The organism is Chromobacterium sp. FG89, from assembly GCF_057808735.1.
The window spans coordinates 127,639-152,750 of the sequence record NZ_JBMDIQ010000010.1 but is presented as its reverse complement, the minus strand read 5'-3'; the positions used below and the strand labels follow the sequence as shown (position 1 = coordinate 152,750).

25 protein-coding genes are annotated in these 25,112 nt (G+C 64.2%); 23 read left to right on the top strand and 2 right to left on the bottom strand.

Annotated elements, in window-relative coordinates; genetic code table 11:
- Positions 1-16 precede the first annotated feature (16 nt).
- The 23 genes from ACODRW_RS12190 (at position 17) to gltX (ending at position 21,351) form a co-directional block, all read left to right on the top strand.
- Positions 17-1,393 (top strand): sigma-54-dependent transcriptional regulator, encoded by a 1,377-nt coding sequence (locus ACODRW_RS12190; RefSeq protein ID WP_107799666.1) that lies wholly within the window; start codon positions 17-19, stop codon positions 1,391-1,393.
- A gap of 2 nt (positions 1,394-1,395) precedes the next feature.
- Entirely contained in the window at positions 1,396-1,716 is a 321-nt protein-coding gene (fliE, locus tag ACODRW_RS12185; RefSeq protein ID WP_019099998.1) for a flagellar hook-basal body complex protein FliE, read from the top strand.
- A 101-nt stretch (positions 1,717-1,817) separates the two neighbouring features.
- On the top strand, positions 1,818-3,512 hold the full coding sequence (fliF, locus tag ACODRW_RS12180; RefSeq protein ID WP_227107856.1) for a flagellar basal-body MS-ring/collar protein FliF: 1,695 nt from the start codon (positions 1,818-1,820) through the stop codon (positions 3,510-3,512).
- Positions 3,505-4,503, top strand: a complete 999-nt coding sequence (gene fliG / locus ACODRW_RS12175; RefSeq protein WP_048413990.1) for a flagellar motor switch protein FliG — start codon at positions 3,505-3,507, stop codon at positions 4,501-4,503. Before fliF ends, fliG begins: the two co-directional genes overlap by 8 nt.
- Entirely contained in the window at positions 4,484-5,311 is an 828-nt protein-coding gene (locus ACODRW_RS12170) for a flagellar assembly protein FliH (RefSeq protein ID WP_488905844.1), read from the top strand. The genes fliG and ACODRW_RS12170 overlap by 20 nt, the downstream gene beginning before the upstream one ends.
- A complete protein-coding gene (gene fliI / locus ACODRW_RS12165; protein ID WP_227107860.1) occupies positions 5,292-6,686 on the top strand; it encodes a flagellar protein export ATPase FliI in 1,395 nt (464 codons plus the stop codon). The genes ACODRW_RS12170 and fliI overlap by 20 nt, the downstream gene beginning before the upstream one ends.
- 9 nt (positions 6,687-6,695) lie before the next feature.
- On the top strand, positions 6,696-7,145 hold the full coding sequence (fliJ, locus tag ACODRW_RS12160; protein WP_107799662.1) for a flagellar export protein FliJ: 450 nt from the start codon (positions 6,696-6,698) through the stop codon (positions 7,143-7,145).
- A 73-nt stretch (positions 7,146-7,218) separates the two neighbouring features.
- Positions 7,219-8,160 carry a flagellar hook-length control protein FliK gene (locus ACODRW_RS12155; protein WP_235088181.1) on the top strand — a complete coding sequence of 314 codons (942 nt, stop codon included), beginning with the start codon at positions 7,219-7,221 and terminating at the stop codon, positions 8,158-8,160.
- A gap of 106 nt (positions 8,161-8,266) precedes the next feature.
- Complete coding sequence (locus ACODRW_RS12150) at positions 8,267-8,788, top strand: flagellar basal body-associated FliL family protein (RefSeq protein ID WP_048410216.1); 522 nt, start codon at positions 8,267-8,269, stop codon at positions 8,786-8,788.
- Between the two features lie 5 nt (positions 8,789-8,793).
- Positions 8,794-9,795, top strand: coding sequence for a flagellar motor switch protein FliM (fliM, locus tag ACODRW_RS12145; RefSeq protein WP_048413985.1), 1,002 nt, complete (start codon positions 8,794-8,796; stop codon positions 9,793-9,795).
- Between the two features lie 95 nt (positions 9,796-9,890).
- A complete protein-coding gene (fliN, locus tag ACODRW_RS12140) occupies positions 9,891-10,271 on the top strand; it encodes a flagellar motor switch protein FliN (protein WP_197083027.1) in 381 nt (126 codons plus the stop codon).
- Positions 10,272-10,282: 11 nt separating this feature from the next.
- Complete coding sequence (fliO, locus tag ACODRW_RS12135) at positions 10,283-10,732, top strand: flagellar biosynthetic protein FliO (RefSeq protein ID WP_235088183.1); 450 nt, start codon at positions 10,283-10,285, stop codon at positions 10,730-10,732.
- Complete coding sequence (fliP, locus tag ACODRW_RS12130) at positions 10,729-11,475, top strand: flagellar type III secretion system pore protein FliP (RefSeq protein ID WP_107799658.1); 747 nt, start codon at positions 10,729-10,731, stop codon at positions 11,473-11,475. Before fliO ends, fliP begins: the two co-directional genes overlap by 4 nt.
- 71 nt (positions 11,476-11,546) lie before the next feature.
- Positions 11,547-11,816, top strand: a complete 270-nt coding sequence (gene fliQ, locus ACODRW_RS12125; RefSeq protein ID WP_019099986.1) for a flagellar biosynthesis protein FliQ — start codon at positions 11,547-11,549, stop codon at positions 11,814-11,816.
- Positions 11,816-12,592, top strand: a complete 777-nt coding sequence (gene fliR / locus ACODRW_RS12120; RefSeq protein ID WP_107799657.1) for a flagellar biosynthetic protein FliR — start codon at positions 11,816-11,818, stop codon at positions 12,590-12,592. Before fliQ ends, fliR begins: the two co-directional genes overlap by 1 nt.
- A gap of 97 nt (positions 12,593-12,689) precedes the next feature.
- A complete protein-coding gene (locus tag ACODRW_RS12115) occupies positions 12,690-13,415 on the top strand; it encodes a YebC/PmpR family DNA-binding transcriptional regulator (RefSeq protein ID WP_107799656.1) in 726 nt (241 codons plus the stop codon).
- A 297-nt stretch (positions 13,416-13,712) separates the two neighbouring features.
- Entirely contained in the window at positions 13,713-14,600 is an 888-nt protein-coding gene (locus ACODRW_RS12110; RefSeq protein ID WP_486635373.1) for a ribokinase, read from the top strand.
- Complete coding sequence (gene rbsD, locus ACODRW_RS12105) at positions 14,597-14,995, top strand: D-ribose pyranase (RefSeq protein ID WP_107799654.1); 399 nt, start codon at positions 14,597-14,599, stop codon at positions 14,993-14,995. Before ACODRW_RS12110 ends, rbsD begins: the two co-directional genes overlap by 4 nt.
- Before the next feature lie 11 nt (positions 14,996-15,006).
- Positions 15,007-16,500, top strand: a complete 1,494-nt coding sequence (locus tag ACODRW_RS12100; RefSeq protein WP_235088190.1) for a sugar ABC transporter ATP-binding protein — start codon at positions 15,007-15,009, stop codon at positions 16,498-16,500.
- A 66-nt stretch (positions 16,501-16,566) separates the two neighbouring features.
- Positions 16,567-17,505, top strand: coding sequence for an ABC transporter permease (locus ACODRW_RS12095; RefSeq protein WP_019099980.1), 939 nt, complete (start codon positions 16,567-16,569; stop codon positions 17,503-17,505).
- Positions 17,506-17,740: 235 nt separating this feature from the next.
- Positions 17,741-18,679, top strand: a complete 939-nt coding sequence (rbsB, locus tag ACODRW_RS12090; RefSeq protein WP_107799653.1) for a ribose ABC transporter substrate-binding protein RbsB — start codon at positions 17,741-17,743, stop codon at positions 18,677-18,679.
- Positions 18,680-18,813: 134 nt separating this feature from the next.
- The gene (locus ACODRW_RS12085; RefSeq protein ID WP_227107874.1) at positions 18,814-19,845 is read left to right on the top strand and encodes a substrate-binding domain-containing protein; all 1,032 of its coding nucleotides are present in this window, start codon (positions 18,814-18,816) and stop codon (positions 19,843-19,845) included.
- Between the two features lie 120 nt (positions 19,846-19,965).
- Positions 19,966-21,351 (top strand): glutamate--tRNA ligase, encoded by a 1,386-nt coding sequence (gene gltX, locus ACODRW_RS12080; RefSeq protein ID WP_107799651.1) that lies wholly within the window; start codon positions 19,966-19,968, stop codon positions 21,349-21,351.
- 117 nt (positions 21,352-21,468) lie between these two features.
- On the opposite strand, the gene ACODRW_RS12075 is transcribed toward gltX, so the two are convergent.
- On the bottom strand, positions 21,469-22,263 hold the full coding sequence (locus ACODRW_RS12075; RefSeq protein ID WP_227107878.1) for an iron-containing redox enzyme family protein: 795 nt from the start codon (positions 22,261-22,263) through the stop codon (positions 21,469-21,471).
- Positions 22,264-22,359: 96 nt separating this feature from the next.
- Complete coding sequence (locus tag ACODRW_RS12070; protein WP_107799649.1) at positions 22,360-24,783, bottom strand: putative bifunctional diguanylate cyclase/phosphodiesterase; 2,424 nt, start codon at positions 24,781-24,783, stop codon at positions 22,360-22,362.
- Between the last annotated feature and the right edge of the window lie 329 nt (positions 24,784-25,112).

Genomic DNA, 25,112 nt, shown 5'->3' with positions numbered 1-25,112 from the left:
GATAGAACAAGAAGACATGAAGTATCTCCCTATTCTGGTGGTGGAAGACGACGCGGACCTGCGCGAAGCCATCGTCGACACCCTAAGCCTGGCCGGTTATCCCACCTTGGAGGCCGGCGACGGCGCCGCGGCCCTGGCCAAATTGAAAGAAGCCCCGGTGGGGCTGATCGTATCCGACGCCCAGATGGCGCCGATGGACGGCTACGCGTTGTTCGAGGAAGCGAAAAAACGCTATCCCGGCGTGCCCTTCATCCTGATGACCGCCTACGGCGTCATCGAAAGGGCGATTGAACTGCTGCGCGCGGGCGCCGCGCATTACTTGCTCAAGCCTTTCGAGCCGGCCAGCCTGATCGCCGAAGTGGAAAAGCATTTGCTGCGCATGCCCAGCGAGACGAGCGGCGAGGTGGTGGCCGAGTCCGCCGCGATGCGGCAGCTGTTCGCGCTGGCCGGCCGCGTGGCCGGCAGCGACGTCAGCGTGATGATCTCCGGCCCCAGCGGCGTGGGCAAGGAAGTGCTGGCGCGTTACATCCATCGGCACTCCAAGCGCTGCGAAGGGCCTTTCGTCGCGGTCAACTGCGCGGCGATCCCGGAAAACCTGCTGGAGTCCACCTTGTTCGGTCATGAGCGCGGCGCGTTCACCGGCGCGGCCCAGGCCTTGCCGGGCAAGTTCGAACAGGCGCAGGGCGGCACCATCCTGCTGGACGAAGTCACCGAGATGCCGTTGTCGCTGCAGGCCAAGCTGCTGCGCGTGCTGCAGGAGCGGGAAGTGGAGCGCGTCGGCGGCACGCGCACCCTGAAGCTGGACATCCGCGTGCTGGCCACGTCCAACCGCGATTTGCAGGCCGCGGTGGACGCGGGGCAATTTCGCGAGGACCTGTATTTCCGTTTGAACGTGTTCCCGATGCGCATCCCCGCGCTGGCCGAGCGGCGCGACGATATTCTGCCGCTGGCACGAATCATGCTTAAAAAGTACGCAGAGGCCGCCGGAAGAGGCAATCTGATCCTGTCCGAGGATGCGGAACGTCATTTGACGGCCTATAGTTGGGAGGGTAACATCCGCGAACTGGAGAATGTGGTGCAGCGGGCGGTGATTCTTGCCGCCGGGGCGGAAATTTTTGCCGCCGACCTGCTGCTGGATCACGACTCCGGCGCGGCTCAGGTTACCCGGACAGCGTCTGAAAAAGACTATTCCGTGTCGGATGAAACCGACATGAAAACGCTAGAGAAACGCCATATTCTGGAAACCTTGACCGCAGTGGGCGGCGTCAAGAAGCTGGCCGCGGAAAAACTGGGCATCAGCGAGCGCACCTTGCGCTATAAATTGCAGCGTTACCGTGATGAAGACGCAGCCGACGGATGTCAGGAGGTTCCAGATGGAAATGGCTTGGAGTAACCATGTCAGTGCCAAATATCGATCAACTGTTGGGCGAGCTGCGCACCGCCTCGGCCCTGGCCGCGGGCAAGCCCGCCGCTACGGCCCCGGAAGCGTCCCAGGTGGACTTCTCCGCTGTGCTAAAGTCCACCTTGGAGCAGGTGAATTCGGCGCAGCAGACTTCGCAGGAGATGCAGAAGCAATTTGAATTGGGTGACGAGGGGGTCAACCTGCAGGACGTGATGGTGTCGCTGCAGAAAGCCAGCCTGTCGTTCCAGACCATGGTTCAGGCGCGCAACAAGCTGGTCACCGCCTATCAGGAAATCATGAATACCCAAGTCTAGCGCTGCCGGACCCGACCAGCCGGCGGCGGTGGGCTCGAACCTAAAACCACTGTATGGCTGACCTGGCAGAAGAAAACGCTACGCCCGTTTGGCGAAGCCGCATGAATGAAGCGTCCGATCGCTTCAAAGCGCTTCCCAACAATAAAAAAGTCCTGTTCCTCGCGGCGGTAGCCGCCATTTTCGCTGTTATCGTGGGCGCGGTGGTGTTGAACCGCACGCCCAGCTATAAAGTCCTGTTCTCCAATATCTCCGACCGCGACGGCGGGCAGGTGGCCGCTTCGCTGCAGCAGATGAACGTGCCGTATCAGTTGGGCGAGGGCGGCACCATCTCCGTGCCCTCGGACAAGGTCTACGACGCGCGCCTGAAACTGGCGGCGCAAGGCCTGCCCAAGGCCGGCGGCGTCGGTTTCGAACTGATGGACAATCAGAAGTTCGGCATCAGCCAGTTTGCCGAGCAAGTCAATTACCAGCGCGCCATCGAGGGCGAGCTGGCGCGCACCATTGAAGCGGTGGGTTCGGTGGAGACCGCCCGCGTCCATATCGCCATTCCCAAGCAAAGCGTCTTCGTGCGCGAACAGCAGCAGCCCACCGCCTCGGTGATGCTGAGCCTGTTCCGCGGCCGCATGCTGGACGCCGGGCAGATCGCCGGCATTTTGCACCTGGTGTCCAGCTCGGTGCCCAATCTGCCGGTCAAGAACGTCACCATCGTCGATCAGGACGGCAATTTGCTGTCCAAACAGAACGGGCCGGACGAGAACTCAGGCCTGGATCAGCGCCAGCTGGGCTATGTGCGCCAGGTGGAAGAGGGCTACGTCAAGCGCATCGAAGATATCCTGGAGCCGATCTTCGGCAAGGGAAATTCTCGCGCCCAGGTCACCGCCAGCGTCGATTTCGCCGAGGTGGAGCAGACCTCGGAAACCTTCAAGCCCAATTCCAGCCCCAATCCGTCCTCCACCCGCAGCCAGCAGATCAGTGAAAAGCTGAACAACGGCGCGGCGTTGCCGTCCGGCGTGCCGGGGGCCTTGTCCAATCAGCCGCCGTCGGCCGCCTCCGCTCCGATCACCTTGCCGCCGGGCGCCGCGCCGGGCACCGCCACGCTGTCCGGCCAGACCATGGGCGCGTCCGGCACGCTGCAACGCGACATCACCACCAATTACGAAGTCGACAAGACCATCCAGCACACCAAGATGCCGCAGGGCGGCGTCAAGCGCCTGTCCGCCGCCGTGGTGGTTAATTACCGGCGCATGCCGGACAAGAACGGCGAAATGAAGCCGACGCCGCTGACCCCGCAGGAGGTTCAGCAGATCAATAATCTGGTCAAGGAGGCGATGGGCTTCAACACCCAGCGCGGCGACACCCTGAACGTGGTCAACGCCGCCTTCGCCGACGCCGAAGTGCCGGCGACGCTGCAGGAAAAAGTCACCGACTACGTGGCCAGCAACGGCTCCAGCCTGATCAAATACGGCCTGCTGACCATCGCGGTGCTCTACCTGCTGTTCGGCGTGGTGCGGCCCATCATGCGCGATCTGGTCAAGCCACCGGCGCCGGCCAAGGGCAGCGAAGAAGAGGCCGCGGCGCAGGCCGCCGCCGCGGGCGGCCGCCTGCTGGGCGTGGCCGGAGAAGAGGGCGAGGAGGGCGCGGCCGGTCACGCCGGCGGCGCCGCGGGCGGCGGCGATCCGCGCGAAGCGCAGATGCGGCAATACACCACCAATCTGGAAGCGGTGCGTGAAATGGTGAAATCCGATCCGCGCATGGCGGCCCAGATCATCAAGGAATGGATAAGCGCCGATGAGTGAGAACGGAGTGCGCAAAAGCGCGGTGTTGCTGTTCAGCCTGGGACAGGCCGAGGCGGTGGAGGTGTTCAAATACCTCGGTCCCAAGGAAGTGCAGAAAATTTCACTGGCGATGGCGGCGATCAATAATCTGAGCTACGAACAGATCGACGAGGTGGTCAGCGAATTCAAGGGCGAGTGCGCGGCGCGCGCCAGCATCGGCGCGTCCGACGAATACCTGCGCAATGTGCTGATCGAGGCGCTAGGACCGGACAAGGCGGCCAACCTGCTGGACAAGATCATGCAGGGCAACGACCACAGCGGCATCGAAAGCCTGAAGTGGATGGACCCTTCTTCCGCCGCGGACCTGATCCGCAACGAACACCCGCAGATCATCGCCACCATCCTGGTGCATCTGGAGCCGGATCTGTCCAGCTCCATTCTGTCCTTCTTCCCGGAGCGGATGCGCAACGAAGTGCTGATCCGGACCGCCACGCTGGAGGGCGTGCAGCCGCAGGCGCTGCGCGAACTGAACGACGTGCTGACCCAGCTCTTGTCCGGTTCCGACCGCATCAAGAAGAGCGCGGCCGGCGGCATTGGCCTGACCGCGGAAATCCTCAACTTCATGGGCTCCAACGTCGAGGCCGCCGCGCTCAATTACATCCGCGAGTACGACCCGGAGCTGGCTCAGCGCATTCAGGACAAGATGTTCGTGTTCGAGAACATCCTGGAAATCGACGACCGTTCGATCCAGACGATTCTGCGCGAAGTGCAGTCCGATTCTCTGGTCATCGCGCTCAAAGGCACCAGCGCCGAGCTCAAGGACAAAATCTTCCGCAATATGTCGCAGCGGGCCGCGGAAATGTTGCGCGACGACCTGGAGTCCAAGGGCCCAGTCAAGCTGTCCGAAGTGGAGGCCGAGCAGAAGGAAATCCTCAAGGTGGTGCGCAAGCTCGCCGACGACGGCCAGATCGTGCTAGGCAGCAAGGGCGGTGATGAAGGCCTCGTCGAGTAATCCCATCATCCCCGGCGAGGAGCTGGAGGGCTGGAGCAGTTGGAGTCCCAACGCGCTGGACGGCCTGACCCAGAGACTGACGCCGGTGCAACTGATGGAGCTGGCGCAGCAGCGCCGCCGCCAGCAGGAGCAGGCGCAGGCGGAGTCCGCCGCCGAGCCGGCCCCGACCGAGCCCGAAGCGGAAACCGGCGGGGCCGAAAACGAGCGCGCGGTCAGCGGTTATCCCACCGCGGCGGAGCTGGAAGCCATCCATCAGGAAGCCTGGCAATCCGGTCATGAGGCCGGGGAGGAAGCCGGCCGCGCCGCCGGTTATCAAGAAGGTTTGACCGCCGGGCGCGAGCAGGGTCTGGCCGAGGTGCGCGCCGAGCAGGAGGCCCGCTTCGCCGCGGCCTGGCAGCCGCTGCAAGCGCTGGCGGCAGGGCTGGCGCAAGATATTTCCCGTTTTGAAACCGAATTGTCGGCGGACTGGCTGGCGCTGGCGCTGGAGCTCGCCGGCCAGTTGAGCCATGGGCTGGCGCGGCAGAATCCTTTGTTGATTCAGGAGTTGCTGCGCGAGGCGCTGGAGGACTTGCCGGCCACGCTGGCTCAGGCGCGGCTGCGCTTGAACCCGGCGGATCTGGCCGTGGCGCGGGAGTTTCTGGCTCAGGAGACGCCGGAAACCCAGTGGCAATGGATAGAGGATCCGGAAGTGGAGCGCGGTGGCTGCGTGATAGACACCGCGGCGTTGCGGCTGGATCTGACCATGAACACCCGCATCGCCGCCATGCGCAAAGCCTTGGGAATGGACGATGAGCCCGCCGCTGATTGAGCGCCAGCGCGCCTGGCTGCGCGATTGCGCGGACAGCGCGCGCGCCGCCAAGCTGTGGCAGCCCTGCGGCAAGCTGGTCCGCGTCACCGGCATGGTAATGGAAGCGGTGGGCCTCAAGCTGCCGGTGGGCAGCGCCTGCCAGGTGGCCCTGGCGGATAAGCGCCTGGTGGAAGCCGAGGTGGTGGGCTTTTCCGGCGACAAAGTCTTTCTGATGCCGCTGAGCAATGTGCATGGCTTGCTGCCGGGCACGCCGGTGATGCCGCTGACGCCGCAGCACCCGCCGCAATTCGGCAAGACCCGGGCCCAGGCCGCCGGCGACGGCGCGTCCGGCCGCATGGTGCCGGTGGGGCTCAGCCTGTTGGGCCGGGTGCTGGACTCGCTGGGCCGGCCGCTGGACGGCAAGGGCGACATTCATCCCGACGCCTGGTTTCCCTTGCACAGCCAGCCGATGAACCCGCTGGACCGATCGCCGGTGCGCGATGTGCTGGATGTCGGCGTGCGCGCCATCAACGGCCTGTTGACGGTGGGGCGCGGTCAGCGTCTGGGCCTGTTCGCCGGCTCCGGCGTGGGCAAATCGGTGTTGCTGGGCATGATGGCGCGCTTCACCAAGGCCGACGTGGTGGTGGTGGGCCTGATCGGCGAGCGCGGCCGCGAGGTCAAGGATTTCATCGAAAACATTCTCGGCGACGAGGGCATCGCCCGCTCGGTGGTGGTGGCCGCGCCGGCGGACATGCCGCCGCTGATGCGGTTGCACGGTGCCGCCTACGCCACCGCGCTGGCCGAGTATTTCCGCGCCCAGGGCCTGGACGTATTGCTGCTGATGGACTCGGTGACCCGTTACGCGATGGCGCAACGCGAGATCGCGCTGGCCATCGGCGAGCCGCCGGTGACCAAGGGCTATCCGCCGTCGGTGTTCGCGCGTCTGCCGCAATTGATCGAGCGCGCCGGCAACGCCGCCGAGGGCGGCGGCTCCATCACCGGCTTCTACACGGTGCTGTCCGAGGGCGACGATCAGCAGGATCCGATCGCGGACTCGGCGCGCGCCATTCTGGACGGCCACTTCGTGCTGTCGCGCGAACTGGCAGAATCCGGCCACTATCCGTCCATCGACATCGAGCAGTCCATCAGCCGGGTGATGGTGGACGTGGTGCCGCAGTCGCAGATGGCTTTGGCCCGGCAATTCAAGCAGCTGTATTCGCGCTATCAGCGCAACCGCGATCTGATCAGCGTCGGCGCCTATGTGCCCGGCTCGGATCCGGTATTGGACGAGGCGATGCGGCGTCAGCTGCCCATGGTCGGTTTTCTGACCCAGCCTATGCATGAGTCGCAGGATTTTCCGTCCAGCTGCGAACAATTGCAGGGCGTGTTGTCCTGAGGCTGAGCCGTGGCGGAGAGCAAATACCTGTTGTTGATTCGCTTGGCCGAGGACAAGCAGAAGGCCGCCGCCGAACGCATGCGGCTGGCGCAAGGCCGTCTGGCGGACGCCCGTTCGCGTCAGGAGCAGCTGGACGCGTTTCGCGGCGAGTACCGGCAACGGCTGACCAGCCGCGGCGCTCAGGGCATCAGCGCTTTGCAGTATCAGGATTTTCAGCGTTTTCTCGCCCGTCTGGACGAGGCCATGGTGCAACAGCAGGGCGAGGTGGAGCGCTGCACCCAGCGTTTCTTGCTGGAGCGTCAGGCCTGGCAGCATGAATACAAAAAGCTCAAGGCCTATGAAAAACTGCTGCAGCGGGAGCAGGAGCGCGCCGCCGTGCGCGAGGCGCGGCTGCAGCAAAAGGCCAGCGACGAATTCGCCACCCGGCGTTTCTGGGACAGCACCCACGGCGAGGAATAAGGTCTTGCTCAAAGGCCGGCGCTTGGCACGCTAGTTGCTTTATTGTCTGCGTCTTACTTGTAGAGAGTCGGCCATGACGACACCTGTGAACGCAGCCGCGGCCAATCCGGTCGGCGGCAAAGCCAATATGCCGGGCGGCAATCTGGCCACTGCCGGCGATACCGGCGCCGGCGACCTGTTCGCCAGCCTGCTGGGTCTGCAGATGAGCGCCCTGGGCAGCTCCTTCCTGCCGGGCGCCAACGCCGATCCGCTGGCGGACGCAGGCCTGGACAAGGATAAGCCGGCCAAGGGCGACGACGGCCAGGCGCAGGCGACGCCCTTGCCGGGCATGCCGCTGATGGCCGCCGCGCAGCAGCCCGTCCAGCAGCAGGCGATGACCGCGCCGCGGGCCAGCGGCGACTTGCCGACCGGCGCCAAGCCGGTGGATCTCAAGCCGGACGTCGCCGCGACCCTGCCCGCCGCTCTTGGCAAGACCCGCAACCTGCCCCTGCAGGCGCAGCAAAATTTGCCGGAAGACGGCAAGGTCCTGCCGCAGTTTTTGCCGCTCCAGGGGCATGAACAGCTGGCGGTCAAGCAAACGGCGCCCACGCCGGTGTTCACCGTGCAGCAGCCGGTGACCGATCCCAATTGGGCCAAGGCGATGAGCGAGCAGGTGATGGGCATGGTCAGCCTCAAGGCCGACAAGGCGCAGATCCAGCTGAATCCGCCGCAATTGGGGCCGATCGAGGTGACGCTGAAGATGAACGGCAACGACCAGGCCCAGGTATTGTTCGCCGCGGCGGTGCCGGCCACGCGCGAAGCGCTGGAAAACAATATGCACCGTCTGTCTTCCATGTTGGCCGCCGGCGGCATTCAGCTGACCGACGCGCAAGTGTCCAGCGGACAATCCGGACAGCAACAGCAGGCGTTTCAGCGCGGACAATCGCAGCGCGAGAACGAGAGCGCCGAGCCCGAGCCGATGGATGCATTGAGCAGCATCAAGGCCGCTCGAGGCATTCTCAGCATTTTCGCCTGATCATTTGTGATAATCTCCCCTGTTCAATTGGCATCTAAAATTAGAAAATATAGTGAAGAAATCGTTTAAGATTTCACTATGAACACCCAGTGAACAGGGCAGGTATATGGCAGAAGATAAAAAAGCGGAAAAAGCAGAGAAAAAAGCAGGGGGCGGCGGCAAATTGATGCTGATCGTCATTGTGTTGCTGGTTCTGGTGTTGGCCGCGGTGGGGGGCTTGGCCGCTTACATGTTCACTAATATGAATAAACCGGCGGCGGCCGGCGAACATGCCGAGCAGACCAAGGAAAAACCCAAGAAGAAAAAAGAAGGTCCGCCGATCTTTGAAAAGCTGGACACTTTCGTGGTGAATCTGGCCGGCAACGACGGCTCCTTGCTGCAAGTGGACATGCAGGCGGAGCTGGCCGACGAGGAAGCCAAAAAGAAATTCACCGATTACGCGCCCAAGATTCGCAGCGCGCTGATCCTGCTGCTGTCGTCCAAGTCCGCGGTCGAGCTGGCGACGCCGGACGGCAAGGTGCGGCTGAAAGCCCAGGTCAAGCAGATCATCAATGAGTCGATGGACGCCGGCGAGGAGCAGCCGGTGGAAAGCGTGCTCTTCACCTCCTTCATCATCCAGAAGCAGTAAGCGGCATGGGCGACGATATTCTTTCCCAGGAAGAGGTAGATGCCCTACTCAGGGGCGTCTCCGGGGAGGATGAGGATGACAGCGGCGGCGGGGACGCGCAGGGCGTCCGCGGCTATGATATCGGCCGGCAAGAGCGTATTGTGCGCGGCCGGATGCCGACGCTGGAAATCATCAACGAGCGTTTCGCGCGCAATCTGCGCATCGGCCTGTTCAACTTCATCCGCCGCAACGCGGAAATCTCGGTTGGGCCGGTGCGGGTGCAGAAGTACAGCGAGTTCATCCGCAACCTGGTGGTGCCCACCAACCTCAACCTGGTGCACGTCAAGCCTTTGCGCGGCACCGGCCTGCTGATTTTCGACCCGGATCTGGTCTTCCTGATCGTCGATAATCTGTTCGGCAGCGACGGGCGCTACCATGTGCGGGTGGAAGGACGCGACTTCACCCCCACCGAGCAGCGCATCATCCGCCGTTTGCTGGACGTGGTGTTCGTCGAATGCCAGAAGGCCTGGGAGCCGGTGCACCCGATCGAGTTCGTCTACCTGCGCTCCGAAATGAACACCCAGTTCGCCAACATCGCCACGCCCACCGAGGTGGTGGTGGCGATGACCTTCCATATCGAACTGGGCGCCGGAGGCGGCGATTTCCATATCTGTCTGCCGTATTCGATGGTGGAGCCCATCCGCGACATGCTGTCCAGCACCATGCAGGCGGACCGCACCGAGGTGGACAACCGCTGGGTCAACCTGATGACGCATCAGGTGCAGGCGGCGGAAGTGGAGCTGGTGGCGACCTTGGGCCAGACCAAGGTGACCTTGGGTCAGATTCTGAATTTGAAGAACGGCGACGTGGTGATGCTGGAGATTCCGGAACGGGTGGAGGCCGATGTGTCGGGCATTCCGGTGTTCGAAGCCAGCTACGGCACCGTGCAGGGGCGCTATGCGCTGAAGGTGGAGCAAGTGTTGGCCGGCGCGAATGATTTTCACGAGCCTCTGGGGGATAAAGAGTAATGAGCGAAGAAGAATTGCAAGCCGCGCAGATGGAGGCCGAAGCGGCCGCCGCCGCGGCAGCCGCCGGCGGGGCCGGCGGCGAGGAAGAGATATCGATGGACGACTGGGCGGCCGCGATGGCCGAGCAGGAAGTGGTGGACGCGGCTCCCGAGGCGGTGCCGGCGCAGAACCTGTTCCAGGAGCTGGGCGCGAGCACGTCCGGCGCCGGCGTGCCGCAGAATCTGGACATGATTCTGGACATCCCGGTGCAATTGACCGTGGAACTGGGGCGCACCAAGATCGCCATCCGCAACCTGCTGCAATTGGCGCAGGGCTCGGTGGTGGAACTGGACGGCATGGCGGGCGAGCCGATGGACGTGCTGGTCAACGGCTGCCTGATCGCCCAGGGCGAGGTGGTGGTGGTCAACGACAAGTTCGGCATCCGGCTGACCGATATCATCACGCCCGCGGAGCGCATTCGCCGCCTGCAAAAATGACGAGGTCAGCCATGTTTGCGATGACGCGCCGTGCAGTGCAGGGCGCTTTTTATTTGGCGGCGTCCAGTCTGGCCGCCGCGGCCACCGCCGCGCCGCCGGCGGCCGCGCCGTCGCCGTTCATGAGTTTGCTGCAGGTTTTGTTCGGCCTGGCAGTGGTGCTGGGCGCCATCGTCGGCATGGCCTGGCTGTTCAAACGGCTGTCCGGCGGCATGCTGGGCGCGTCCAACCGCCTGAAGGTGGTGAGCGGCACCATGGTGGGGCCCAAGGAGCGCGTGGTGATCGTGGAGCTGGAGGGCGAGTGGCTGGTGCTGGGCGTGACGCCGCAGCAAGTCAATCTGCTGAGCAAGCTGCCGCGGCCGGAAGGCGCGGAAACCGAGGTCGCGCCGGCGGCGGAGCCGTTTGCGCGCTGGTTGAAGGCGGCGATGGACAAGAACCGCAAGGACAAGGCGGGGCCGCGATGAAGCGCTGTCTCCGATACGGCGCCTTGGCCTTGCTGGCGACGCCCTTGATCGCGGACGCGGCCGGCGGCCTGCCGATGATGAGCAGCACGCCGGCGGCCGGCGGCGGGCAGAATTACTCCCTCAGCCTGCAGATGTTGCTGTTCATGACCGGGCTGACCTTCATCCCGGCGATGATGCTGATGATGACGGCCTTTACCCGCATCATCATCGTGATGTCCTTGCTGCGCCAGGCGATGGGCACCATGCAGTCGCCGCCCAACCAGGTGATCGTCGGCTTGTCGCTGTTTCTGACCCTGTTCGTGATGGGGCCGACCTTCGATCAGGTCTACGCCAAGGCCTGGGTGCCGTTCTCCGACGACAAGATCACGCTGCAACAGGCGGTGGACGAGGCCAGCAAGCCGATGAAGGCCTTCATGCTGCGCCAGACCCGGGAGAAGGATCTGGCCTTCTTCATCGAGATTTCCCAATCGGAAAAGCCGCAAACCAAGGCCGACGTGTCGATGAAGACCCTGGTGCCGGCCTATGTGATCAGCGAGCTGAAAACCGCGTTTCAGATCGGCTTCATGGTGTTCATTCCCTTCCTGATCATCGATCTGGTGGTGGCCAGCATCCTGATGGCCATGGGCATGATGATGGTGTCGCCGGTGACCATCTCGCTGCCGTTCAAGCTGATGCTGTTCGTGCTGGTGGACGGCTGGACCTTGCTGATGGGCTCGCTGGTGCAGAGCTTCTATACTGGCTGAGGCGGCATGATGGCTTGTGACTGGAAACGTCGCCGGGTTGGGCCCGGCGTTTTAGGCGAGGAGCGGGCGGCATGAGTCCGGAGCTGATCATCAATATCGTGCAGAACGCGCTGTACATCCTGATCATCGTCGCGGCGCCGGTGTTGCTGGTGTCGCTGCTGGTGGGCCTGCTGGTCAGCGTGCTGCAGGCGGCGACTCAGATCAACGAGATGACGCTGACCTTCATTCCCAAGCTGCTGGCGATGTTCCTGGTGCTGGTGCTGGCCGGGCCGTGGATGTTGAACACGCTGATCGAGTACACCACGCGGCTGTTCCAGAGCATTCCGCACGTGATCGGCTGATGCTGAGCATTTCCGACGCGCAGATCAACGCGCTGGTGGCCATGTTCGTCTGGCCGTTCGCGCGCATCGTCGGCCTGCTGCTGGTGGAGCCGGTGTTCGCCTATCGCGGCGTGCCGCGCCGTTTCAAGGCCGGCTTCGCGCTGATCCTCACCGTGATGCTGGCGCCCTTGCTGCCGCCGCTGCCCGCGGTGCCGCTGGTGTCGGCCGAGGGCATCGCCATCCTGTTGCAGCAGTTGTTGATCGGCCTGGCGATGGGCTTCGTCATGCGCATCGTGATTTCCGCGGTGGAAGTGGCCGGCTTCATCATGGGCTCGCAAACCGGTCTGGGTTTCGCCATGTTCTTCGACCCGATGCACTCGGCCCAGGTGCCGGTGGTGTCGCAGCTGCTGACCCTGTTCACCTTTCTATTGTTTCTGGCCTTCGACGGCCACCAGGTGGTGTTGTCCACCCTGGTGGAAAGCTACCGGGTGCTGCCGATAGGCATGAGCATGCCGGACCAGGGCATCAAGGCGCTGGCCCTGTGGGGCGGCCATCTGATCGAGTGGGGCGTCTGGCTGGCCATGCCGGTGATCGCGGCGCTGCTGATCACCAACCTGGCGATCGGGGTGATGACCCGCGCCGCGCCGCAGTTCAACATCTTCACTTTCGGTTTTCCGCTGACCCTGATGATAGGTTTCATCAGCATCTATCTGACTTTGCCGATGATGGTGCCGGTGCTGGAGCAGATGTACCAGGCCGGTTTCGAGATGATGCTGGCCATGCTCAAGGCCAAGTAGGCGGCCGCCATTCCTGTCCAGATTCAAGTTCTGCTAAAATAAGCGCCAATTTTGACTGAAAGGTCCGCAGTGGACCGGACAACAGACAGAGGCAACTATGGCAGGTCACAGTAAATGGGCTAACATCCAGCACCGCAAAGGTCGTCAGGATGCCAAACGTGGCAAGATCTTTACCCGCTTGATCAAGGAAATCACCGTTGCGGCCAAGATGGGCGGCGGGGACACCAATATGAACCCGCGCCTGCGCCTGGCGGTGGACAAGGCCAAGGCCGAGTCCATGCCCAAGGACAATATCGAGAACGCGATCAAGCGCGGCACCGGCCAGCTGGACGGCGTCGATTACGTGGAATGCCGCTACGAGGGCTACGGCATCGGCGGTGCGGCGGTGATGGTGGACTGTCTGACCGACAACAAGACCCGCACCGTGGCCGACGTGCGCCACGCTTTCTCCAAGTACGGCGGCAATATGGGCACCGACGGCTGCGTGTCCTTCCAGTTCAGCCATTGCGGCTATCTGGTGTTCGCGCCGGGCGTGGACGAGGACGCCTTGATGGAGGCCGCGCTGGAAAGCGGGGCGGAGGACGTGGTCGCCAATGACGACGGCTCCATCGAAGTGATCACCGGTCCGTACGAGTTCTCCGACGTCAAGGACGCGCTGGAAGCCAAGGGCTTCAAGGCGGAGATGGGCGAAGTGACGATGAAGCCGCAGAACGAGACCGAACTGTCCGGCGACGACGCCGCGCGCATGCAGAAGCTGCTGGACGCGTTGGAAGACCTGGACGATGTCCAGGACGTCTACACCTCCGCGGTGCTGGACGAGTAAGACGCGGACGCGGGTAGGCCACAGGCCCCGCGGCGGCAGGAAAAAGAAAGCTCCCCCAGGGGAGCTTTTTTTGCGTCCGGGCGGCGCGGCCCGTCTGTAGTTTTGCCGCTACATTGAAGCTCGCCCGGCGTCAAGCGCCGCCGAAGGGCTTGGCGCGGACTGTTGCATTTGCTGAACAGATTGAGTTTATCGCTTCCGGCGCGTGGGCGGCTCTGCTATAAAGCGTCAGCTGATTACGTTTTAGCAATTGGCGCCGCCGGGCTGGCCGCGGCGTCGTTTGATCACGATGAGGAAATTATGACCCGGGTCCTGGTGGTGGGCAGTGTCAATATGGATCTGGTGGTGGAAGCGGAGCGCTATCCACGGCTGGGTGAAACCTTGTTTGGCAAGCGCTTTGCGTCCTATCCGGGCGGCAAGGGCGCCAATCAGGCGGTGGCCGCCGCGCGCCTGGGCGCGCAGGTGAGTTTGTTGGGTTGCGTGGGCCGCGATATGTTCGGCTCCCAGCTCAAGGAGACCTTGCGGGCCGAGGGCGTGGACATCGGCCGCTTGCGCGAGGCGGACGTGGCCACCGGGCTGGCGACGATTACCCTGGCCGAAGGCGACAACGCCATCGTGGTGGTGCCCGGCGCCAACCATCAGTTGCTGCCGGAGCATCTGGATCAGGACGAACAAGCCTTCCGCGACGCCGACGTGGTGCTGGCGCAGATGGAGGTGCCGCTGGCCACGGTGGAGCGCGCGGCCGAGCTGGCGCAACGCCACGGCAAGCCCTTTTTGCTGAATCCGGCGCCGGCCCGCCCCTTGCCGTCCAGCCTGCTGGAACGGACCGCCTTGTTGACGCCGAACGAACACGAGCTGGCGCAGGCGCTGGACGAGCAGGGCGATTGGCAAACGCTGATGCGCAAACTGCCGGGACGGGTGGCGATGACGCGCGGCAAGGACGGCGCTTATTTCTGCCGCGCCGACGGCAGCCTGCATCATCAAGCCGGCTTTGTGGTGTCCGCGGTGGACACCACCGGCGCCGGCGACACCTTCAACGGCGCCTTGGCCGCGTTCTGGCCGCAGGGCCTGGAGGCGGCGATGGCCTTGGCCTGCGCCGCGGCTGCGCTGTCGGTGACGCGATCCGGCGCGCAGAGCGGCATGCCGTCGCTGGCCGCGCTGCAACAGATGCTGAAGGAACAGGCATGAAGCGGCTGGGACATCTGAACCGCGACATCGCGCGGGTATTGGCCGGCATGGGCCACACCGATAGTCTGGTGATCGCCGATTGCGGCCTGCCGATTCCGCCCGGCGTCGAATGCATAGACCTGAGCCTGCGCCTGGGCGTGCCGGAGTTTCCCAGCGTGTTGGACTCCATCCTGGCGGACTTCAAGGCGGAGCGGGCCTTGTTCGCCTCCGAATGCCTGCAGCACAGCCCGGCGGTGGAAGTGCTGGCCAACGATATGGCCGCGCACGGCGTGGCGGTGGAATACGCGCCGCACGAGGAGTTCAAGCGCCGCTGCCGCGAGGCCAAGGCGGTGATCCGCACCGGCGAATGCACGCCGTACGCCAATGTGATCCTGTATTCCGGCGTGATCTTTTGAAGGGACGGGCGATGAAGGTAAGCATGCGCGGCATCAGCAAGGCCTTTGGCCCGGTCAAGGTGCTGGAGGCGGTGGATTTCACCGTGACGGGCGGCGAAGTGCATGCCTTGATGGGCGAGAACGGCGCCGGCAAATCCACCTTGATGAAGATTCTGTCCGGCGTCCATCAGGCCGACGCCGGAGAGATCCTGCTCAACGACCGGCCGGCGACGATACGCTCCACCACCGAGGCCGAAGCCCAGGGCATCGCCATCATCCATCAGGAACTGAATTTGATTCCGCAGCTGTCGGTGATGGAAAACCTGTTTCTGGGACGCGAACGCGAGCATAGCCGCTTCGGCGTGATCCGGCGCGCCGGCATGCGGCGCGAGGCCAGCCAGATTTTGCAGCAGCTGGGCGCCGGCCAGATCGACCCGGAAGCAGAGGCCGGCAAGCTGTCCATCGGCCAGCAGCAGATGGTGGAAATCGCCAAGGCCATGTCCTTGAACGCCAAGGTGCTGATCATGGACGAGCCGACCGCGGCTTTGACCGAGCGCGAGATCGAAGCCTTGTTCGTCTTCATGGAGCAGCTCAAGCGGCGCGGCGTGGCGATTGTTTATGTGTCGCACCGGATGGAGGAAATCTTCCGCGTCTGCGACAAGATCAGCGTGCTGCGCGACGGCTGCTTCGTCGGCGAGCGTCAGATCGCCGCCACTGATTTCGACGAGGTGGTGAGGCTGATGGTGGGCCGCGAGATCGGCGACCGTTTTCCCAAGCGCGCGTCCGCGCCCGGCGCGGTGCGCCTGGAAGTGGAAGGGCTGGCCGACGATGGCCGCATCCGGGACATCGGCTTCGAGGTCCGCGCCGGCGAGGTGCTGGGCGTGGCCGGTTTGATGGGGGCGGGCCGCAGCGAGATTCTCAATGTCTTGTTCGGCGTCCGGCCGCGTCGGCAGGGGCGGGTGAGGCTGGACGGCGCGGAGCTGGACATCCGCCGGCCCGGCGACGCCATCGCCGCCGGCATCGCCTACGTGACCGAAGACCGCAAGAGCCAGGGCCTGGTGCTGGGCATGTCGGTGCGGGAGAACGCCACCCTGGTGCATCTGCGCCGCCACGCGCGGCTGGGGGTGGTGAACCGCCGTTCCGAGAACGAGGAGGCGCGACGGCTGATCGAGCAATTGCGCATCCGCACCCGCGACGCGGAACTGGACGTCAAATCCTTGTCCGGCGGCAATCAGCAAAAAGTGGTGTTCGCCAAGTGGCTGGCGGAGCCGCCCAAGCTGCTGTTGCTGGACGAGCCGACGCGCGGCGTCGACGTGGGCGGCAAGGCCGAGATTTACCACATCATCAATCAACTGGCCGCCGCCGGCGCGGCCATCGTCATGGTGTCGTCCGAATTGCCGGAAGTGATGGCGATGAGCGACCGCATCCTGGTGATACACGAGGGGCGCCGGGCCGGGCTGTTCGAGGCCGGCGCGGCGACGCAGGAAGACATCATGGCCGCGGCGGCCGGCGCGACGGCGGACTGAGCGTCGCCGCGCATTGAATATTCAGGTCGCGCCCATCGGGCGCAAGCAAGGGAAACGGTAAGCAAGATGACCCCGCAACAAAAAGCAACGCTGCAAAAACTCGGGCCTTTCATCGCCCTGCTGGCGATCTGCGCCGGCTTGTCGGTGATGAGCGCCGACTTCCTGACCATGGGCAATCTGCTCAATGTGATGCGCCAGGTCTCCATCAACGCCTTGATCGCCTTCGGCATGACCCTGGTCATCCTGCTGGGCGGCATCGATCTGTCCGTGGGTTCCATCCTGGCCTTGTCGTCGGTGCTGACCGCGATGCTGCTGCAAGCCGGCGTCGATCCGCTGCTGGCCACGCTGTTGGGCATTCTGTCCGGCGCGCTGATGGGCTGCTGCAACGGTCTGGTGATCAGCAAGGGCAAGGTGGCGCCCTTCATCGCCACGCTGGCGTCGATGACCATTCTGCGCGGCCTGTCATTGGTGGCGTCCAACGGCAGCCCGATCACCGGCTTCGGCAGCGATATGTTCTCCATGCTGGGCGGCGGCTATGTGGCCGGCGTGGTGCCGGTGCCGGTGGTGTGGATGTTGCTGATGTTCGCCGGCTTCTGGTTCATGCTGAAGAAAACCGTTTTCGGCCGCCATGTCTACGCCACCGGCGGCAACGAGGAATCCGCGCGGTTGTCCGGCGTCAAGGTGGACCGGGTCAAGATCTGGGTCTACACCTTGTCCGGCGCGCTGTCGGCGATGGCCGGCGCGGTGCTGACCTCGCGGCTGAATTCGGCGCAGCCCACCGCCGGCGCCGGCTACGAGCTGGACGCCATCGCCGCGGTGGTGCTGGGCGGCACCAGCCTGACCGGCGGACGCGGCTGGATCGTGGGCACGCTGATCGGCGCCTTGCTGATCGGGGTATTGAACAACGGCCTTAATCTGCTGGGCGTATCGTCCTTCTATCAGCAGGTGATCAAGGGCGTGGTGATTCTGCTGGCGGTGCTGTTGGACCGCAGCGGCAAGAAGTAAGCACGTTTTCACGATCTCGCGAGCGAGACGAGACGAAAAAGGCTGAGGACGCGGCGCGCGCATCATGTCGCACCAGCATTCTGAAGCCGTTTTCAAGGCCGTGTCGTCGATGCGTGACAGATCGTGAACAGGTTCAGAGCGCGGCCCGCCAGCGGCGGGACAACAGCGCAAGCGACCATAACACTAGGGGAGTTTCAATATGCAGCGCTTTCATCACACTAGGGGGAGTTCCGATATGCAACGCTTAATCAAGCCTTTGGTTTTCAGTGTCATCGCGGCCAGTCTGATCGCCTGCACCAAGCAGGGTCCGGCCGACGGCGCCTCGTCCGGCGCCAGCGCGCCGGCCGCGGCCGCCGGCCAGCCGGTGGTGGGCCTGGCGGTGTCCACGCTGAACAATCCGTTCTTCGTCTCGCTGCGCAAGGGCGCGGAAGACGAGGCGGCCAAGGAGGGCGTGCGCCTGATCACCGTGGACGCGCAGGACGATTCCGCCAAGCAGCAGGCCAGCGTGGAGGATCTGATCCAGAAGAAGGTGAGCGTGATCCTGATCAATCCCACCGACTCCTCCGCCGTCGCCAATGTGGTGAAGGAAGCGGTGAGCAAGGGCATCAAGGTGGTGTCGCTGGATCGCAGCGTCAACGGCGCCGAAGTCAGCGCCCACATCGCCTCCGACAATGTGGCCGGCGGCAAGATGGCGGCGGACTTCCTGCTGCAGAAGCTGGGCGGCAAGGGCCGGCTGGTGGAACTGGAAGGCATCCCCGGCTCCTCCGCCGCCCGCGAGCGCGGTCAGGGCTTCCACGCGGTGGCGGACGGCAAGGCCGACGTCAAGATCGTGGCCAAGCAGCCGGCCGATTTCGACCGCGCCAAGGGCTTGTCGGTGATGGAAAACATCCTGCAGGGCAATAAGGACGTGCAGGGCGTGTTCGCCCACAACGATGAAATGGCGCTGGGCGCCTTGAAGGCGATCCAGGCCGCCGGCCTGAAGAACGTCGCGGTGGTGGGCTTCGACGCCACCGCCGACGCGGTGGCCTCGGTCAAGGCCGGCGGCCTGGCCGCCACCGTGCAGCAACAGCCGGAACTGATCGGCCAGTACGGCGTGCAGACCGCCAAGAAGCTGATCGACGGCCAGCAGGTGGAGAAATTCATCCCGGTGCCCTTGAACCTGGTCAAGCAGTAAGCCTGAAGACCGGTCTCGCTCTGGCGATGAGGGCCGGCTTGAGGTAAGGTGGCCGGCAATCGGCGGCCCCGTCCCGCGCTTGCGCAGGCCGGGGCTGTTTTGCAATCGAGTCCGCGGCGGCATGGCGCCGCCGCATGAGGAATAGGCTGTCGATGAGCGGCTACAAGCGTTTGACCATAGACGACATCGCCGAACTGGCCGGCGTGTCGCGCACCACAGCCAGCATGGTGCTCAACGGCCATGCCGAGCGCTACCGCATTTCCCGGGCCACGGTGGAGCGGGTGGAGAAGGTGGCGCGCGAGCAGCATTTCAACCCGTCGCAGTCGGCGCGCTCCTTGCGCTCGCGGCGCAGCAACTCGGTGGGGCTGGTGATTCCCGACCTGACCAACTCCGCCCACGCGGCCTTGGCCCAGGCGATGGAGGAACTGTGCCGCCAGCGCGATTACCAGATGCTGCTGGTGACCAGCGACGAAGATCCGCGACGCGAGGCCGAGGTGATGGCGCATCTGGCGGCGCGGCAGGTGGACGCGATGATCGTGGTGCCGTGCACGCACGAGGCCAAGTCCTACCAGAAATGGGTGCGGCGGTTGCCGCTGGTCTTCGTCGACCGCCGGGTGGACGGCAGCGGCATCCCGTCGGTGGTGACCGACGGCTGCGCCAGCGTGGAGCGCCTGGTGGGCGACGCGCTGGAGCAGGGCGTGTCCGAAGTGGTGTTCTTCGGCGGCCAGCCCGAGCTGTCGCCCAGCCGCGACCGTCTGCAAGGGTATCGTCAGGCCTTGGCGCTTCACGGCGTTGAGGAAGGGCCGGGCTGGGTGTGCCATCGCGATTACCTGCGCCGTTCCGGTTTCGAACTGATGCAGCAATGGCGGCAACAGCATCAACGCCTGCCTCAGGCTTTGTTCACCGCCTCGGTGTCGCTGCTGGAGGGCGCGCTGGCCTTTCTCAATCAGCATTGCGGCCTGGCCAACGCGCCGTTGCGCCTGCTGACCTTCGACGATCACTCCTTGCTGGACTGCCTGCCGCTGCGCGTCGACGCCATCGTGCAGGACAGCCGCGAAATGGCGGCGCGCAGCCTGGACCTGGCCCTGGCTCTGCTGGAAGGGCAGACGCTGACCGAGCCGGAGGCCCTGGTGCCGGCCAGCTTGCACCGGCGCTGGCCGGATTAGGGTCTGTTGAACTCTGTTTTTCCCCGGCGGAAAAACAAAGCTCAACAGACCCTGGGGTTTGCTGCCGCTTCGCCAGCCGGCGTACAATAGCCGTTTCACGATTTTCGAGCCTGAGTCACCATGATCCGTACCCGTTTCGCTCCCAGTCCCACCGGTTATCTGCATATCGGCGGCGTGCGCACCGCGCTGTTTTCCTGGGCCTACGCCCGCAAGAACGACGGCGTGTTCGTGCTGCGCATCGAGGACACCGATCTGGAGCGCTCGACGCCGGAGTCGGTGAAGGCGATTCTGGACGGCATGCACTGGGTGGGCCTGGATTACGACGAAGGTCCGTTCTACCAGACCCATCGTTTCGACCGTTACAAGGACGTGATCCGGCAATTGCTGGACTCCGGCCACGCCTACCTGTGCTATTGCAGCAAGGAAGAGCTGGAAGCGATGCGGACGGAGCAGGAAGCGCGCGGCGAGAAGCCGCGTTACGACCGCCGCTGGCGTCCGGAAGCCGGCAAAACCTTGCCGGCCGTCCCCGCGGACGTGACCCCGGTGGTGCGCTTCAAGACCCCGCTGGACGGCGTGGTGGCCTGGGACGACGCGGTCAAGGGCCGCATCGAGATCGCCAACCAGGAACTGGACGATCTGATCATCGCCCGTCCGGACGGCAGCCCGACCTATAACTTCTGCGTGGTGGTGGACGATTGGGACATGCAGATCACCCATGTGATCCGCGGCGACGACCACGTCAACAACACCCCGCGCCAGATCAATATCCTGAAGGCCTTGAACGCGCCGCTGCCGGTGTACGGCCATCTGCCGATGATCCTCAACGAGGATGGCCAGAAAATGTCCAAGCGCCGCGACGCGGTCAGCGTGGTGGACTACGCCGACAAGGGCATTCTGCCGGAAGCGCTGCTCAACTATCTGGCGCGCCTGGGCTGGGGCCACGGCGACGACGAGTTCTTCTCCATGGAGCAGTTCGTCGAGTGGTTCAGCCTGGAAGCGGTGAGCGCGTCCGCCAGCCGCTTCAACCATGAAAAATTCATGTGGCTGAACGCCCAGCACATCAAGAGCGCGGACAACGGCCGCCTGGCCGGACTGATCGCGCCGCGCCTGGCCGCCGCCGGCGTCGAGCTGGCCGGCGGGCCCGCCATCGAGGAGGTGATCGCCCTGGTCAAGGAGCGGGTGCAGGACCTGAACGCGCTGGCGCTGGAAGTGGATTATTTCTATCGTAAGCGCGAGGCCGCCGCGGCCGACGTGGACAAGCATCTGTCCGGCGACAGCGTGGCGCGCATGGGCCGTTTCGCCGACAAGCTGGCGGCGCTGGACGCCTGGTCCGCGGAAGGCATCCACGAGCTGTTCAAGCCTTTCTGCGCGGAAGAGGGCATCAAGATGGGCCAGTTGGGCATGCCGCTGCGCGTGCTGGTGTGCGGCACCACTCAGACGCCGTCGGTGGACGCGGTGCTGGCCTTGATCGGCAAGGACGAAGTGCTGCGTCGCCTGCGCGGCTGAGCCGGCCGTCGACGTTAAAAAACCGCCCCGCAAGCGTTGGCTTGCGGGGTGGTTTGTTTTAGGCGTCACGCCCATGCGGCGCAGGCGCGCGCCTCTTGCCAGGCCTTGAACAGATCCTCAGGCCAGCGCCGGCTCGGCGCAGACGCGCGCGCAAGTCTCAGGCGCGGGCTGGCTCATATAATGATCCAGCAACAGGCGCATGTAGCGGTGGCTTTGGCAGATGGCGTGGCGCAACTCGGCCACTTGCTGCGCGCTTGGATTTTCGCCCACCAGGGTGACGATGATTTCCAGCGCCTCCCAGGGGTGTTCGTCGTCGTAATGCGCGTGCAGCGCCAGCCATTTCATCGCCTTGGCGCGCTTTTCCTTGGGGAACTGCCGGGCGTAGTCCTCCTTGGAGCAGACGGCGGCGCACCATTCTCCGGTGGCGCCTTCGATGGCGTAATTGGTGGCCGCCATCGCCACCTCCAGCGATTCGCGCTCGCAAACCTGATGGCACCAGTGGCTGAGGCTCAGCGTTTCCAGCGCCTGGGGGTTGCGCAGCAGGCTGTCCGTGTCCACGCCGGACGCCGCGGCCCATTGCACCCAGTGGTCGGCGTGGTTCTGCTCCACCCGGATGTTGCGGATCAGGTAGCGGCGCGCCATATCATGGCCGCGATGCTGGCCGTAGCGCACTTTCAGCAGGTTTTTGGCCATGTATTGCGGAAACTGTTCGATTACCGGCCAGCCGCCGCGCAGAAAGGCCTGGTGGATGGCGGCGGGCAGCACGCCGTCGCGCATTTGCCGGAACAACTCGTGTTCCACCACCTGGCGTTTGAAGGCGTCGCAATGGCGCACCAGCTCCCGCGTCCATTCCGGATAGCTGTGGAGGTCCATCAGCGGGCCGCTCCTGACAAAACCGATCTCTTTACTCATGGTGTCCCCTTTCCTTAGAAGCAAAGCCGGGCCAAGCCGGCCAGACGCGGCGGCCTCCCGGCCGCCCAGATCCGGCCTGACGACCAGGCCGGTAGCCTATTGCTGTCGCATTCGGCGGTCTCCATGCGCGTGGCGGAAGCCGAAGGGCTCCGGCCGGCTCAGGTGGAAGCCCTGGGCGTAGTCCACGCCCAGCTTGCGCAGTTCGGCCACGATCTCGGGCGTGTCGACGAATTCGGCGATGGTGCGCTTGCCGGTGACGTGGCCGATGTGGTTGATCATTTCCACCATGGCGTGGTCTATCGGGTCCGTCGCCATCTCGCGGACAAAGCTGCCGTCGATTTTCAGGAAGTCCACCGGCAAGTGCTTCAGGTAGGCGAAGGAGGACATGCCGGTGCCGAAATCGTCCAAGGAGAACAGACAGCCGATCCGGCGCAGCTCGTGGATCAGCCGTTGCGCGGCTTCCAGATTGGCGATGGCGTTGGTTTCGGTGATCTCGAAACAGATCAGCTCCGGCGGCACGCCGCTGCGCTGGAACTGCTGCTGCACGAAGGCGAGGAAGCCGTCGTCGCACAAGGTGGAGCCGGACAGATTGATCGCGCAATGCCGGATGTCCTGATTGCCGGCGCGGCGCAGCAAGGCCAGCTCCTGAAACACTTTTTCCACTACGATGCGGTCGATTTCGGTCATCAGGCCGTAGCGCTCCGCGATCGGCACGAACAAGCCGGGGGGCACCTGGCTGCCGTCGTCGGCGTTGAGGCGCAGCAGCACTTCGACATAGCGGCCGCGTTCCGGATGGGCGGCCAGCGGGACGATGTCCTGGGCGTAGAGGGTGAAGCTGTCGTCGCGCAGCGCCTGGCGCAGCCTTTGCACCCAGTCCATTTCGTGAAAGCGCGCCGACACTTCGGAATTGTGCGGGATGTGGAGCTGGATGCGGTTGCGGCCTTTTTCCTTGGCCATATAGCAGGCGATGTCGGCCGAACGCATCACCTCGGCCAGCGAGGTGTCGGCGTCGGACACGCAGACCAGGCCGATGCTGGCGCTGATGGAAAATTGGTTGCCTTCCCACTGGAAGCTGCATTCCATGATGGCCTGGCGCAGATTATTGGCCTTGGCGATGGCGGATTCCACCGAGCTGTTGCCGAGCAAGACGCCGAACTCGTCGCCGCCCAGCCGCGCCAGCGTGTCCGAGGCGCGCAGCCGCCGCGCCACCGAACGGCTGATCTGGCACAGCAGTTCATCGCCGGCGGCGTGGCCGTAGGTGTCGTTGATCAGCTTGAACTGGTCCAGATCGATGAACATCAGCGCCAGCGACGCCTCGGCCTGGCCCAGCTGCTTGATCGCCTTGATGGCGCGGGTTTCGAACTCCCGGCGGTTGAGCAGGCCGGTCAGCGCGTCGTGGCTGGCCTGCCAGGACAACTCGTTGATGTATTGCTGTTCCGCGGTGTTGTCGTGCAGCACCAGCACGATGCCGTATTGCTCGCCGCGGCGGTCGCGTATCGGCGCGGCCACCAGGCTGACCTGCAGCGGAATCGCGTTGTGGCGCAGCATGTTCAGCTTGGGATAGGTGCGGCTGCTTTCGTCCAGCCGGCAGAGCTCGGCGAAGCTCAGCGTGCTGTCCTTGTCCTGCCCCTGTTTGATCAGGCTGAGCAATTCGTCGAAATGCAGGCCCAGGCTTTCCGTCTCCAGGTGGCTGAGCATGCGCTTGGCGCTGTGGTTCAGATAGATCACCGCGCCTTGCATATTGAGGGTGATCACCGCGTCGCCTATCGATTGCAGGGTGATCTCGGCGCGTTGCTGCTCCGCCTGCAAGGCGGCCTTGTAATTGTCCGAGGCCTGGATCAGCCGGCGGATCTGCAAAATGGTCAGCAGCACCAGCAGCAGGCCCACCAGCAGATTGACGCGCCAGACCGCCTGGCTCACCTCGCGCGAGGCGTTGCCCAGCACGCGGGAAAAGCCCTGGGCCGGCGCCTTGACCGCTTCGTTGATCTCGGCGATCTGCGAGGTGAGGGCGGCCTTGTCGTCCTGGCTCAAGGAGCCGTCGGCGTAACCTTGGCGCAATTGCTCGCCTATGGTCTGAATTTCCTGCAGGTAGTAATCGCCGATTTTCCAATAGCGGATGGCTTCGGCCAGATAGCTGACGTGGTGAAACCACAGATAGGCGCGGATGATGTTTTCGATGTCGTCGGGGTGGTTGCCGCCGTCCAGAAAGCCTTGGCGCGCGGTGTCCAGATCCGGCGGCTTGCGGTCCAGCGCCAGCCGCGCCCGGTGGTCGCCCAATTGGATGGAGATGGCCAGCCGATAGCGTTGGAAGTCGTGGTCGGAGCCGGTTTGAGCGTAGCGGGTCAGGTGGTAGATGGAGTCCTTCTGCGCTTTAGACCACAGGCCTTCCCCCGCCACGTAGGCGCGGGCGGTGGACACCACGTAGAGGCTGAACGCGCTTAGCGCCACCTGCATGACGACAATGAGCAGGAAGGGCAGCACGACAAAGAGCAACTGTCGGTTGGCGGTATTCGACCTCATGGCGGTTCCGGCTGATGAATATGGTAACTATGCGGCTAATGGTCCCCATCAAGCGCCGCCGCCGACATCTCCGGCCCGAGCGGCGAGCCGGCGCCGCGCTTGAGTCCGGAGCCTGCCCGTCGCGGCGCGCCCGCCGACGGGCGGAAGTTCACCGGTCTATGTGCCGGTGTATGGCGTTTTTATCATCCCATTCGAAATTATTCAATGTTTTTGACAACTATATCGAATGTTTATTTTAGATGAGAAAGTTTGATAATAAATGAATAGCCTAATTTCCATGGGCTTGCTATTGGCTTGACCATGGCGGCGGCCGGCGCGCGCAAGGCGGG